The sequence below is a fragment of the Streptomyces sp. NPDC036813 genome, assembly GCF_055609245.1.
Map to the genome: position 1 here is coordinate 22249 of NZ_JBVJPV010000003.1, position 14469 is coordinate 36717.

7 protein-coding genes are annotated in these 14469 nt (G+C 71.8%); 5 read left to right on the plus strand and 2 right to left on the minus strand.

Translation table 11 applies throughout. The features are described from left to right. The first annotated feature begins 47 nt into the window (after positions 1-47). Positions 48-560, plus strand: a complete 513-nt coding sequence (locus ACZ67Q_RS07690) for a DUF1990 domain-containing protein (RefSeq protein WP_471177830.1) — start codon at positions 48-50, stop codon at positions 558-560. A gap of 534 nt (positions 561-1094) precedes the next feature. On the opposite strand, the gene ACZ67Q_RS07695 is transcribed toward ACZ67Q_RS07690, so the two are convergent. Further along, on the minus strand, positions 1095-3710 hold the full coding sequence (locus ACZ67Q_RS07695) for a glycosyltransferase family 1 protein (protein WP_471177832.1): 2616 nt from the start codon (positions 3708-3710) through the stop codon (positions 1095-1097). Positions 3711-4044: 334 nt separating this feature from the next. On the opposite strand from ACZ67Q_RS07695, the gene ACZ67Q_RS07700 reads away from it, so the two are divergent. From ACZ67Q_RS07700 to glgB, 4 genes are all read left to right on the plus strand, one after another. Next, positions 4045-6138 carry an alpha-1,4-glucan--maltose-1-phosphate maltosyltransferase gene (locus tag ACZ67Q_RS07700; protein ID WP_471177835.1) on the plus strand — a complete coding sequence of 698 codons (2094 nt, stop codon included), beginning with the start codon at positions 4045-4047 and terminating at the stop codon, positions 6136-6138. Beyond that, the gene (treS, locus tag ACZ67Q_RS07705) at positions 6135-7835 is read left to right on the plus strand and encodes a maltose alpha-D-glucosyltransferase (protein WP_471177837.1); all 1701 of its coding nucleotides are present in this window, start codon (positions 6135-6137) and stop codon (positions 7833-7835) included. Before ACZ67Q_RS07700 ends, treS begins: the two co-directional genes overlap by 4 nt. A gap of 102 nt (positions 7836-7937) precedes the next feature. Next, positions 7938-9350, plus strand: coding sequence for a maltokinase N-terminal cap-like domain-containing protein (locus ACZ67Q_RS07710; protein ID WP_471177840.1), 1413 nt, complete (start codon positions 7938-7940; stop codon positions 9348-9350). 44 nt (positions 9351-9394) lie between these two features. Further along, positions 9395-11839 carry a 1,4-alpha-glucan branching enzyme gene (gene glgB, locus ACZ67Q_RS07715; RefSeq protein WP_471177842.1) on the plus strand — a complete coding sequence of 815 codons (2445 nt, stop codon included), beginning with the start codon at positions 9395-9397 and terminating at the stop codon, positions 11837-11839. Positions 11840-12099: 260 nt separating this feature from the next. Here glgB and ACZ67Q_RS07720 read toward each other — a convergent pair whose 3' ends face one another. Continuing rightward, positions 12100-14361: a HelD family protein gene (locus ACZ67Q_RS07720; RefSeq protein ID WP_471177845.1), complete on the minus strand. Its 2262-nt coding sequence runs from the start codon at positions 14359-14361 to the stop codon at positions 12100-12102. Positions 14362-14469: the final 108 nt, after the last annotated feature.

A 14469-nucleotide genomic window follows, 5' to 3' on the forward strand; every position in this document is an offset into this window, starting at 1 on the left:
GCACCCGGAACGGAAACGTTCCGGGTGCCGCCGTACTCTTGGGCCCCATGTCCTTCACGTACGAGGCGGTCGGCGCGACCCGCGAGGACCTCGCCGCCTGCCCGCCCGGCTTCCGCCCCCTGCACGTGCGCACCCGCCTGGGCGAGGGCGAGGCGGTCTTCCGCCGGGCCGCCGACGCGGTCCTCACCTGGGAGATGCACCGGGAACTTGGCGTGGGCATCGACGCGAGCGCCGACCGCGCCGCCGAGGGAGTCGACGTCACCGTCACCCTCGCCGGCATGATCAAGGCCCCCTGCCGCATCGTCTGGACGACGGACGAACCCCGCCGGGCCGGCTGGGCCTACGGCACCCTCCCCGGCCACCCCGAATGCGGCGAGGAGGCCTTCGTCGTCGACCGCACGGGCGACGGCACGGTCTGGCTGACAGTGGCCGCCTTCAGCCGCCCGGCCAAGTGGTACGCCAAGGCAGGCGGCGCAGCCACCAGAGCCTTCCAACACGCCTACGCCCACCGCTGCGGCACCGTGCTCCGCAAACTCTGCGCCCCGCAGGACGAGTCCTAGGGGGCGTCTCGCCGGCCTGCACCCGCGTACGGCGGGAAGGGGACACGGCGGGGAGTGGCCGCCCGCAGCGTCCGGCACCGGCACAGGGCGCCCCCGTCGGAAACGGGCGGCCGGACCGAGGACGGACACTCCCCGCCGGGGCCCCGACCCACAACGCACCGCAGGCGAGGACACCAGCCCACCACGCACCGCAACGGGCCGCCGCAGGCACCCAAGGGGCGCGGGGAACGGCGCGAGCAACCACCCACGCCCCGCAGCCGAACCACGACCCAGGCGCCGCAGGCACAACGCACCCGCAGCCGAACCACGACCCAGGCGCCGCAGGCACAACGCACCCGCACCCGAACCCTGACCCGGCACCGCAGGCACAACGCACCCGCACCCGAACCCTGACCCGGCACCGCAGGCACAACGCACCCGCACCCGCACCCTGACCCGGCACCGCAGGCACAACGCACCCGCACCACGAACCCTGACCCGGCGCCGCAGGCACCCACGCCGCAGGCACCCCGCCATGCCGCCGACAGGCACCCGCTACCTCAGCAACACCCCACCCTCCCCCATCTCCTCCGCCGGCACCGAGACCAGCCCCAGCTCCGCCCCGGCCGCCAGCAGCCGATGCGACGGCAGGATCCGCACGGTGTACCCGTAGGGCCCGGTCCGCTCCAGCGACAGCGGCCCCTCGTAGCTCCACCGCCCCTCCGCGTCCGGCCCGCCCACCGGCTTCAGCGGCACGGCCGTCCCCCCGGTGATGCGGTCCTCCGCGTCCACCCGCCCGGACACGACCTGTACCTCCACGTCCTCCGGCCCGAGATCACCGAGCTGCACGCGCACCCGCAGGGTCAGCGTCGTCCCCAGTTCCGCCGTCGCACTGGTCGCCGACGTCTCCACGTGATCCACGGACACGGCCGGCCAGGCTCCCCGCACGCGCGCCTTCCACTCCGCCAGCTCCCGCGCCACCTCCGGCCGCAGCACCCGGTGCGCCTGCGCCGCCGGCGCGTACAGCCGCTCCACGTACTCCCGGACCATGCGCCCCGCCAGCACCTTCGGCCCGAGATGCGTAAGCGTCTGCCGCACCATCTCGATCCACCGGTCCGGCAGCCCGCCCCGCCCCCGCTCGTAGAACCGCGGAGCGATCCGCTGCTCCAGCAGCTCGTACAGCGCGGCCGCCTCCAGATCGTCCCGCCGGTCGGGATCGGTCCCGGCACCGTCGGCCGTGGGGATCGCCCAGCCGAAGTCGGGCTGGAACCACTCGTCCCACCACCCGTCCAGCACGGACAGGTTCAGGCACCCGTTCAGCGCGGCCTTCATCCCGGAGGTGCCGCAGGCCTCCAGCGGCCGCAGCGGGTTGTTCAGCCACACATCGCACCCGGGGTACAGCTTCTGCGCCATGGCCATGCCGTAGTCCGGCAGGAACACCAGACGGTGCCGCACCCGCGGATCGTCGGCGAACCGCACCAGCTCCTGCACGAGCCGCTTGCCCCCGTCGTCGGCCGGATGGGCCTTGCCCGCGACGACGATCTGGATCGGCCGCTCGGAGTGCAGCAGCAGCTCCATCAGCCGGTCCCGGTCGCGCAGCATCAGCGTCAGCCGCTTGTACGACGGCACCCGCCGCGCGAACCCGATGGTCAGCACGTCCGGATCGAGGACGCCGTCGATCCACCCCAGTTCCGCGGCGCCCGCGCCGCGCTGCCGCCACGACGCCCACAGCCGCTGCCGCACCTCGGTCACCAGTTGCTCGCGCAGATCCCGGCGCAGATCCCAGATCTCCTGGTCGGAGAGGTCCGCGACGGAGTCCCAGCGGTCGGAGCCGCCCACGGTCAGCGCGTCCTCGGCGCGCTGGGCGCCGATCTGCCGGGCGCCGAGCCGGAACACCTCCGGGGCCACCCAGGTCGGTGCGTGCACCCCGTTGGTCACGGAGGTGATGGGCACCTCCTCGGGGTCGAATCCCGGCCACAGTCCGGAGAACATCTCCCGGCTCACGCGGCCGTGCAGCAGCGACACACCGTTGGCGCGCTGGGCGAGCCGCAGCCCCATCACGGCCATGTTGAACAGGTTCGGCTCACCGCCCGGGTACGTCTCCATGCCGAGCCGCAGCACCCGGTCGACGTCGATGCGCGGCAGCTCGGCGTCGGGCCCGAAGTGCCGGGCCACCAGCTCCCGGTCGAAGCGGTCGATGCCGGCCGGGACGGGCGTGTGCGTGGTGAACACCGTGCCGGCCCGTACCGTCTCCAGCGCGGAGTCGAAGTCCAGCCCGGTGTCGCACAGCTCGGCGATGCGTTCCAGGCCGAGGAACCCGGCGTGCCCCTCGTTGGTGTGGAAGACCTCCGGGTCCGCGTGCCCGGTCAGCCGGCAGTACGTCCGTACCGCCCGGACGCCCCCTATCCCGAGCAGCATCTCCTGCAGCAGCCGGTGCTCGCTGCCGCCGCCGTAGAGCCGGTCGGTCACCCCGCGCTCGCCGAGGTCGTTCTCCTCGACGTCGGAGTCCAGCATCAGCAGCGGTACCCGCCCGACCTGGGCGACCCAGATCCGGGCGAGCAGCGAGCGGCCGCCGGGCAGGGCGAGGGAGACCTGGGCGGGGGTGCCGTCGGCCTCCTCCAGCAGCGTCACGGGCAGTTCGTTCGGGTCGAGCACGGGGTAGTGCTCCTGCTGCCAGCCCTCCCGGGACAGGGACTGCCGGAAGTAGCCGTGCCGGTACAGCAGCCCCACCCCGATCAGCGGGACGCCGAGGTCGCTGGCCGACTTGAGGTGGTCGCCGGCCAGGATGCCGAGACCGCCGGAGTACTGCGGCAGTGCGGCGGTGATACCGAACTCGGGCGAGAAGTAGGCGACGGCGGCGGGCAGATCGCCGGACTGGGCCTGGTACCAGCGCTCGCCGCTCACATAGTCGTGCAGATCTCCGGCGACCGCGGTGAGGCGGCGCAGGAAGCGGCGGTCCTGGGCCAGTTCCGCGAGCCGGGCGGGCCGCACACTGCCCAGCAGCCGGACCGGGTCACCGCCGGATTCGGCCCACTGCTCGGGGTCCACCGACTGGAACAGGTCACGGGTCTCCGTATGCCACGACCAGCGCAGATTGCGCGCCAGGTCGCTGAGCGGGCGGAGGGGTTCGGGGAGAACGGGTCGGACGGTGAATCGACGGATCGCCTTCACAAGTCACCTCGACGCGAGTGGCTGCCGCCGGCACACCGGGATGTGCCGGCTCGTCCCTTACGACGGTACCGGCGCGGGTGCCCGCCTCGCCGGGGACCGGGCCCGCAGACCCCCGTTCGGCCTGAATCGACCCCGTGTGTGGACACCCGGCTGGAAACGATCCGGTCTTGTGCGTAGACATACGCGTGAGTAGTTAACAAAGTGCCGGATTGCCCACCAGAAGAGTGTGGGAAGGCTCCTCCGGTAGTTACCGGGGTACCCCTCTTGGCACAACTGCAGACCAGACCTCCCCACAGCCATCCGCCCACCCACGTTGACGCGGACAGGAGCGGTCATGCCCGCCACGCACCACTCGTCAGCACCCCCGACCCAGAGCACCGCCGCACCCCCGAAGTCACCCCCGGAAGCGGCCGCGCGCACCGCCGTACCCACGACGGCCGCGCCGGCCACCGCCGTGGGCCGGATACCCGTCCTGGACGTCCGCCCGGTCGTCCAGCGCGGCCGCCGTCCGGCCAAGGCGGTGACCGGCGAGTCGTTCGAGATCTCGGCCACCGTGTTCCGTGAGGGCCATGACGCCGTCGCCGCCAATGTCGTCCTCAGGGACCCCGAGGGCCGCGCGGGACCCTGGACGCCGATGCGGGAGCTGGAGCCCGGCACGGACCGCTGGGGGGCCACGGTGACCGCCGGGGCGCCCGGCCGGTGGACGTACACCGTGGAGGCGTGGAGTGACCCGGTGAGCACCTGGCGCCACCACGCGAAGATCAAGATCCCGGCCGGCATGGACACCGAGCTGGTCCTGGAGGAGGGCGCGCGGCTGTACGAACGGGCCGCCGGGCCGCTGAGCGGCGAGCAGCGGGACGTCCTGCTGGACGCCGTCGCCGCCCTGCGCGACGAGGGCCGGCCCTCCGCCTCCCGGCTGGCCGCCGCGCTGACGCCGGAGGTGGACGCGGTGCTGGCCGCGCATCCGCTGCGCGACCTGGTCACCGCCTCCGACCCGCTGCCGCTGCTGGTGGAGCGGGAGCGGGCGCTGTTCGGGTCCTGGTACGAGTTCTTCCCGCGCTCGGAGGGCACGCCGGAGCAGCCGCACGGCACCTTCCGGACGGCGGCGCGGCGGCTGCCGAAGATCGCCGCGATGGGTTTCGACGTCGTCTATCTGCCGCCGATCCATCCGATCGGCACGACCTTCCGCAAGGGGAAGAACAACACCCTGACCGCCGAGCCGGACGACGTGGGCGTGCCGTGGGCGATCGGCTCCCCGGAGGGCGGTCACGACACGGTCCACCCCCGGCTGGGGACGATCGAGGACTTCGACTGGTTCGTGGGGCAGGCCCGCTCGCACGGTCTGGAGGTCGCCCTGGACTTCGCGCTCCAGTGCTCCCCCGACCATCCGTGGGTGCAGAAACACCCGGAGTGGTTCCACCACCGGCCCGACGGGACGATCGCCTACGCCGAGAACCCGCCGAAGAAGTACCAGGACATCTTCCCGATCGCCTTCGACGCCGACATGGACGGCCTGGTGGCCGAAACCATTCGGGTGCTGCGGTACTGGATGGACCACGGGGTGCGGATCTTCCGCGTCGACAACCCGCACACCAAGCCGGTGGTCTTCTGGGAGCGGGTGATCGACGACATCAACGCCTCCGACCCGGACGTGATCTTCCTGGCCGAGGCGTTCACCCGCCCGGCGATGATGCACACCCTGGCCCAGATCGGCTTCCAGCAGTCGTACACGTACTTCACCTGGCGCAACGACAAGCAGGAGCTGACGGAGTACCTCACGGAGCTGTCCGGCGAGGCCGCGACCTATATGCGGCCGAACTTCTTCGCCAACACCCCGGACATCCTGCACGCCTACCTTCAGCACGGCGGACGGCCCGCCTTCGAGGTCCGCGCGGTGCTGGCCGCGACCCTCTCCCCCACCTGGGGCATCTACTCCGGCTACGAGCTGTGCGAGAACACCCCGCTGAAGCCGGGCAGCGAGGAGTACCTGAACTCGGAGAAGTACCAGCTCAGGCCGCGTGACTGGGAGGCCGCCGAGCGCGAGGGCCGCACCATCGCCCCGCTGATCACCCGCCTGAACGACATCCGGCGCCGCAGCCCGGCCCTTCAGCAGCTGCGCGACGTGCACTTCCACCACGCCGACCAGGACGCGGTCATCGCGTACTCCAAGCGGAGCGGTTCGAACACGGTTCTGGTGGTGGCGAACCTCGATCCCCACCACACCCAGGAGGCCACGGTCTCGTTGGACATGCCGCAACTCGGCCTGGACTGGCACGAGATGACGCTGGTGCGCGATGAGCTCACCGGCGAGACCTATCACTGGGGCAGGGCCAACTACGTGCGACTCGAACCGGGCCTGAGGCCCGCGCATGTCTTCACCGTCCTGCGACCGTCCATCCCGCAGACCGGAGGGTCACCCACAACATGATCGTCAACGAACCCGTCCCGGACAAATTCGAGGACACCCCGGCGAAGGACCGGGATCCCGACTGGTTCAAGCGTGCCGTCTTCTACGAGGTCCTCGTCCGGTCCTTCCAGGACAGCAACGGCGACGGCGTCGGCGACCTCAAGGGCCTGACCGCCAAACTCGACTATCTGCAGTGGCTGGGCGTCGACTGCCTGTGGCTGCCGCCCTTCTTCAAGTCACCGCTGCGGGACGGCGGCTACGACGTCTCCGACTACACCTCGGTGCTCCCCGAGTTCGGTGACCTGGCGGACTTCGTGGAGTTCGTCGACGCCGCCCACCAGCGCGGCATGCGCGTGATCATCGACTTCGTCATGAACCACACCAGCGACCAGCACCCGTGGTTCCAGGAGTCGCGCAACAACCCCGACGGGCCCTACGGCGACTACTACATGTGGGCCGACGACGACAAGCAGTACCAGGACGCGCGGATCATCTTCGTCGACACCGAGGTGTCGAACTGGACCTTCGATCCGGTGCGCAAGCAGTACTTCTTCCACCGGTTCTTCTCCCACCAGCCGGACCTGAACTACGAGAACCCGGCCGTGCAGGAGGAGATGATCTCCGCCCTGCGGTTCTGGCTGGACCTCGGCATCGACGGCTTCCGGCTGGACGCGGTGCCGTATCTGTACGCGGAGGAGGGCACGAACTGCGAGAACCTGCCCGCCACGCACGAGTTCCTGAAGCGGGTGCGCAAGGAGATCGACGCGCAGTACCCGGACACGGTGATCCTCGCGGAGGCCAACCAGTGGCCGGAGGACGTCGTGGACTACTTCGGCGACTTCGAGTCCGGCGGCGACGAGTGCCACATGGCCTTCCACTTCCCGGTCATGCCGCGCATCTTCATGGCCGTACGCCGCGAGTCCCGCTACCCGGTCTCCGAGATCCTCGCGAAGACGCCGCCGATCCCGTCGGGCTGCCAGTGGGGCATCTTCCTGCGCAACCACGACGAGCTCACGCTCGAGATGGTCACGGACGAAGAGCGCGACTACATGTACGCGGAGTATGCCAAGGACCCACGGATGCGGGCCAACATCGGCATCCGCCGCCGGCTCGCGCCCCTGCTGGACAACGACCGCAACCAGATCGAGCTGTTCACCGCCCTGCTGCTCTCGCTGCCCGGGTCACCGATCCTGTACTACGGCGACGAGATCGGCATGGGCGACAACATCTGGCTCGGCGACCGCGACAGCGTGCGCACGCCGATGCAGTGGACGCCGGACCGCAACGCCGGCTTCTCCTCCAGCGACCCCGGGCGGCTGTTCCTGCCCACGATCATGGACCCGGTCTACGGCTACCAGGTCACCAACGTCGAGGCGTCCATGGCGTCGCCCTCCTCGCTGCTGCACTGGACCCGCCGGATGATCGAGATCCGCAAGCAGAACACCGCATTCGGACTGGGGTCCTACACCGAGCTGCCGTCGTCGAACCCGGCGGTGCTGGCGTTCCTGCGCGAGTACGAGGACGACCTCGTGCTGTGCGTGCACAACTTCTCCCGCTTCGCCCAGCCCACCGAGCTGGACCTGCAGAGGTTCGAGGGACGCCACCCGGTAGAGCTGTTCGGCGGAGTGCGCTTTCCGGCCATCGGGGAGCTGCCGTACTTGCTCACGCTCGCAGGCCACGGTTTCTACTGGTTCCGGCTCCGCAAGGACGGCGCCTAGGGCTGAGAACCCGGGACGGGGCGGTTTCCACCGTCCCGCCCGGGGCACGCAAGAGTAAGCCCCCCGCCCCACCCCCCTCCCCCGGGGAAAGGACGTGACGCCATGGCGGAAACGGTCACCGTCTCGGGTACCACCAGCCCCGGCCTGCTCGCGTCACTGGATCCACTGTTGCGCGAGTGGCTGCCGAGGCAGCGCTGGTTCGCGGGGAAGGGCCGCCCGGTCACCGGTTTCTCGCTGGTGGCAGCCACCGAGCTGCTCCCGGCGTCGGGCCGCCTGGGCCTGTACCACCTGCTGGTACGCGCCCACCAGCCGCACACCCTGGGCGCCGCCGACACCCACCCCGGGGACTGCTACCAGCTGCTCATAGGCGCGCGCGAGGCGCTGCCGCCCCGGCTGGCGCCCGCGCTGATAGGCCATGTCACCGACGGCCCGCTCACCGGGCGCACGGTGTACGACGCCCTGTACGACCCCCGGCCCGCCGATGTGCTCCTGGAGGCCCTGCGCTCCCAGGCCCGCATCGGCGGGCTGCGTTTCGAGCGGGTCCCGCAGCCGGAGATACGGCCCGGCCTGGTGCCCCGCGTGATGACGGCCGAGCAGTCGAACTCCTCCGTCGTCTACGGCGACACGTTCATCCTGAAAGTGCTGCGCCGGGTCGTCCCCGGCGTCAACCCCGATCTGGAGCTGCCGCTGGCCCTGGCCCGCGAGGGCTGCGCCCGGGTGCCCGCGCCGGTGGCGTGGATCGAGGCGGACCCCCAGGACACGACGGACCAGGCCGGCGAGCCGTACGTCCTCGGTGTCCTCCAGCCCTTCGTGCAGGGCGCGGCCGACGGCTGGGAGCTGGCGCTGCGGCAGCTGGCCAAGGGCGAGGACTTCGCCGCCGAGGCGCGCGAGCTGGGACGCGCCACCGCCGAGGTGCACATGGCGCTGGCCCATGCGCTGCCGACCGTCACGCTCGGTCACGCGCAGCTGGAGCCGCTGGTCCGCGGCATGATCGAGCGGTTGGACAGCGCCGTACAGCAGGTGCCGGTGCTCGGCCCGTATGCGCCGGGGCTGCGGACCGCCTTCGAGGCGCTGGCGGACCTGGCCGCCGAGGGGCACACCTGGACCGCGCAGCGCGCGCACGGCGACCTGCACCTGGGGCAGTGCCTGCGCTCCCCCGCCGGGGACTGGGCCCTGATCGACTTCGAGGGGGAGCCGGCCCGGCCGCTGGCCGAGCGGCGGATGCCGCAGCCGGTGGTGCGGGACGTGGCGGGCATGCTGCGCTCCTTCGACTACGCCGCGCACTCGGCCAAGACGCCGGCACCGCAGTGGGCGCGCACCTGCCGCGCCGCGTACTGCACCGGATACGCCGAGGCGAGCGGCTTCGACCCGCGCACCGACCCCGTCCTGCTGCGCGCCTATGAGACCGACAAGGCCATTTACGAGGTCGTCTACGAGGCCCGGCACCGCCCGGACTGGCTGCCGGTGCCGATGGCGGCGATCGAGCACCTCGCTGCCGTGCCCGACCCGAGCTGACCGGCCCGCCGTCCGACCGACGTCCCCTTCCAGGAGGCTCCCCCGTGACCCCCCGTCGACAGTCCAGCGGTTCGGATCCGAAGAAGGCCAAGAAGGCCGCCAAGAAGACGGCGGCCGACAAGGCGGTGAAGAAGACGGCCCCGGCCGAGGAGACCCCGCGGCAGACCGCCCCGGCCGAGGAGACCCTGCGGCAGACGGCCCCGGCAAAGGGCGCGGCGGTGACGGCCGCGCCTGCCGCGGAGGTGCCGCGGCAGGATGCGGCGCCGCGCGTTCCGGACCCGGAGGTCACCGTCCCCGTCCCCGTCGCTCCCGCCCTGGACGACGGTGACCGTGAGCGTCTGCTCGCCGGGACGCACCACGATCCGCATGCGGTGCTCGGCGCCCATCCGGCGGCGGGCGGCGTTCTCGTGCGGGCCCTGAGGCCCTACGCCCTGTCCGTCACCGTGGTCGCCGACGGGGTGCGTGCCGAGCTGCACCCCGACGGGGACGGCTTCTTCTCGGGCCTGCTGCCGCTGCGCGAGGTCCCGGCGTACCGGCTGCTGGTGGCGTACCGCGACACCGTCCTGGACACCGAGGACGCATACGGTTTCCTGCCCACCCTCGGCGACCTGGACCTGCATCTGATCGGCGAGGGACGGCACGAGCAGCTGTGGGAGGTGCTCGGCGCGCACCCGATGACACACCAGGGCGTGGCCGGCACCCGCTTCTCGGTGTGGGCGCCGAACGCGCGCGGGGTGCGGGTGGCCGGCACCTTCAACTACTGGGACGGCACCGCCTTCCCGATGCGCTCCCTGGGCTCCACCGGGGTGTGGGAGCTGTTCGTGCCCGGCGTCGGCGAGGGTGAGCTGTACAAGTTCGAGATCACCCGGCCGGACGGCTCGAAGACGCTGCGGGCGGACCCGCTGGCCCGGCGCACACAGGTCCCGCCGGAGACGGCGTCGATCATCACGTCCTCGGACTACGAGTGGAACGACGAGGAGTGGCTGGCGCGCCGACCGGAGGTGCCCGCGCACGAGGGCCCGTTCTCGCTGTACGAGGTCCACCTGGCCTCCTGGCGCCCGGGGCTGACGTACCGTGAGCTCGCCGAGCAGCTCCCGGCGTACGTCAAGGACCTCGGGTTCACGCACGTGGAGCTGATGCCGGTCGCCGAGCACCCCTTCGGCGGTTCGTGGGGCTACCAGGTCACCGGCTTCTACGCGCCGACGGCCCGGCTCGGCACCCCGGACGACTTCCGGTACCTGGTGGACAAGCTGCACCAGGCCGGCATCGGCGTGATCATGGACTGGGTGCCGGCGCACTTCCCGCGCGACGAGTGGGCGCTGGCGGAGTTCGACGGGCGGCCGCTGTACGAGCACTCCGATCCGCTGCGGGCCGCCCACCCGGACTGGGGGACGCTGGAGTTCGACTTCGGCCGCAACGAGGTGCGCAACTTCCTGGTCGCCAACGCGGTGTACTGGTGCGAGGAGTTCCACATCGACGGTCTGCGCGTGGACGCCGTCGCCTCCATGCTCTACCTGGACTACTCGCGCGAGTCGGGCCAGTGGACGCCGAACCAGTACGGCGGCCGGGAGAACCTGGACGCGGTGGCGTTCCTGCAGGAGATGAACGCGACCGTGTACCGGCGGGTGCCGGGCGTGGTGACCGTCGCGGAGGAGTCCACGGCCTGGGACGGGGTCACCCGGGCCACGCACCACAAGGGCCCGAGCGGCTTCGGCGGGCTCGGCTTCGGGCTGAAGTGGAACATGGGCTGGATGCACGACTCGCTGCAGTACGTGAGCCACGACCCGATCCACCGCAGGTACCACCACCACGAGATGACGTTCTCGATGGTGTACGCGTACAGCGAGAACTACGTGCTGCCCATCTCCCACGACGAGGTGGTGCACGGCAAGCGGTCGCTGGTGTCGAAGATGCCGGGCGACTGGTGGCAGCAGCGCGCCAACCTGCGCGCCTACCTGGCTTACATGTGGGCCCACCCGGGCAAGCAGCTGCTGTTCATGGGCCAGGAGTTCGCGCAGGGCTCGGAGTGGTCCGAGGTGCGCGGCCCGGACTGGTGGCTGCTCGACCCGTCCTACGGCGCCGAGCCCGACCACCGGGGCGTGCTGGACCTGGTCCGCGACCTGAACGCCCGCTACCGGGCCACCCCGGCGCTGTGGCAGCGGGACATCCACCCCGACGGCTTCCAGTGGATCGTCGGCGACGCCGCCGAGGACAACGTCTTCGCCTTCCTGCGCCACGACGCCGACGGCAGCCCCCTGCTCGCGGTGTCCAACTTCGCCCCCGTGGTGCGCCCCGACTACCGCCTCGGCGTCCCCGACGACATCCCCGCCTGGCACGAGGTGATCAACACGGACGCGGCCCGCTACGGCGGCAGCGACGTCACCGGCCCCGACCCGGTCAAGCCGGAGCCGCAGGGCTGCCACGGCCGCCCCGCGAGCATCCGGCTCACCCTGCCCCCGTTGGCGACGGTGTGGCTGCGGCCTGCCTGAGCGCGGCGGCGGGGCCAAAGTGGTCCCGTTGCCGGCGGCGGCCAGCGGCCGTGGCTGCCGGCCGCCCGGATGACGCGGCTGCGGCTGGGGGCCGTCCGGATCTCGCGGCTGCCGCCCCTCGGGCGGGCTGCGGGGCGGGACGCCCCGGTCGACTGCTGCCAGAGGTCACGGCCCTCGCGGGGCGCATGCGGAGGGGCGCGCGCCCTTGGCGGAACCCCGCCGAGGCCGGCCCGAAGGGCCCGGACCCGGCGGGGCGCTCGTCACCGGGCCGCTTCCGCCATGCCCTGCGGCAGCTCCCCGGTGTGCAGGACGCCGAGGCGCTGGGTGGCGCGGGTGAGGGCGACGTACAGGTCGCTCGTGCCGTAGCGGCCGGGCTCGACGACCAGGACGGAGTCGAACTCCAGGCCCTTGGCCTGGCGCGGGTCGAGCAGGACGACGGTCCGCGTCAGGTCGGGCTCGGCGCCGGCCGTCACGCCGTCCAGCCGCGCGGCGAGGCGGCGGTGCAGCTCGCGCGGCGCGATGACGGCGAGCCGGCCCTCCGCGGGGGTCAGTTCGGCGACGGCCTTCTCGACGGCGCCGGGCAGGTCGTCGGTGCCGCGCACCCAGGGCCGTACGCCGGTGGAGCGCACGGACTGCGGGGGCTCGAAGCCGGGGTGCTCGGCCCGCACGACCGCCGCCGCCAACTCCATGATCTCTACGGGGGTGCGGTAGTTGACGCCGAGGCGGGTGTGCTCCCAGCGGTCTTCGACGTAGGGCGCGAGGATGCCCTCCCAGGAGCCGACGCCGGCCGCCTCGGCGGTCTGCACCGGGTCGCCGACCAGGGTCATCGACCGGGTCGGGCTGCGGCGCATCAACAGCCGCCACGCCATCGGCGACAGCTCCTGCGCCTCGTCGACGATGATGTGCCCGAACGCCCAGGTGCGATCGGCCGCGGCGCGGTCGGCGGCGGAGCGGTGGTCTGCCTCCTCCTGGCGTTCGGCGAAGCGCTCGGCGTCGATGATGTCGTGCGCGGACAGCACCTCGGACGACTCCGGGTCGTCCTCCTCCTTGTCCTCGAACTCGTACGTCCGGGAGGCGTAGGAGACGTCGAGGACGCCCTGCGCGTAGGCGATCTGCGTCTCGCGTTCCCGCTCGGCGCGGGCTCGGGCCTGCCGGTCGTCCTCGCCGAGGAGTTCGGCGGCCTCGTCCAGCAGGGGCACGTCGGCGGTGGTCCAGGCCCGGGTGACCGGGCGGCGGATCGCGGCCGCGTCCTCCTCGCCGAGACAGCCCTCCGGCTCGGCGAGGAAGTCGGCGACCAGGCGCTGCGGGGTGAGCACCGGCCACAGCTGGTCGACGGCCGCCCAGACCTCGGGGTTCTCGGCGAGCTCGTCGCGGATCTGCGTGATGTCGCTCGCGTCGAGGAGGCTGGAGCCGTCGTAGGGGTCGGTGCCGACGCGCTCGGCGTACAGCTCGGTGAGGGTGTTGAGGATGTGGCCCTCGAAGTACTCGCGCGCTGCGTTGTGCGGCAGCTTGGTGGCGCGGGTCTTCTCCCGGGCGACGGCCACGAGCCCCTCGTCGAGCATGAGGACCTCGCGGTCGTGCTCGACGGCGATGACCGGGTCGGGCAGCGCCTGCCGGTCGCGTACGACGGCGGCGAGCACGTCGGCCATCTCGGCGCGGCCCTTCACCGCGGCCGCCTCAGGGGTGTCCGTGGCCGTCGCCCTGACGCCCGGGAACAGCTCGCCGACCGTGGCGAGCAGCACGCCGGTCTCGCCGAGGGAGGGCAGGACCTCCCCGATGTAGCCGAGGAAGGCCGGGTTCGGGCCGACGATCAGCACGGCCCGCTTGGCGAGCAGCTCGCGGTGCTCGTAGAGGAGGTAGGCGGCGCGGTGCAGGGCGACGGCCGTCTTGCCGGTGCCGGGACCGCCCTCGACGACCAGCACCCCGCGGTGGGGCGCCCGGATGATCTCGTCCTGCTCGGCCTGGATGGTCTGCACGATGTCGCTCATCCGGCCGGTGCGCGCGGAGTTCAGCGCGGCCAGCAGTACGGCGTCGCCGGTGGGGTCCTCGTGGCCGGTGCGCTCCTGGTCTCTCACGTCGAGGAACTCGTCGTGCAGATCGGTGACCCTGCGTCCCTCGGTGGAGATGTGCCGGCGGCGGCGCAGGCCCATCGGGGTGTGCCCGGTGGCCACGTAGAACGGCCGGGCCACCTCGGCACGCCAGTCGATCAGGATCGGGGTGCGTTCGGTGTCGTCCTCGCGCAGCCCGATCCGGCCGATGTGGTGGCCGGTGCCGTCGGTGAAGTCGATCCGGCCGAAGCACAGCGAGCCGTCCACCGCGTTCAGCGCGGCGAGCAGCCCCGAGCGTTCGGCGACGAGGATGTCCCGCTCCAGGCGGGCCTGCATGGGCTTGTCGCCCTGCGCGAGCGCGTCCTGGACGGCGGACTCGGTGTCCCCGATCAGCGCGTCCACGCGCGCGTACAGCCCGTCGATGAATTCCTGCTCGTGCCGCAATTCATCGTCCGGAAATTCGGTGTTTGACAATTCCGCTCCCGCCCGGATATACTGTGCTCACTTAAGCTTCTTCGTGACCTCTCCCAAGAGAAGTCGCGAATGAACAAATATAGCGAAAGAAATCCCCCGAGCACAATT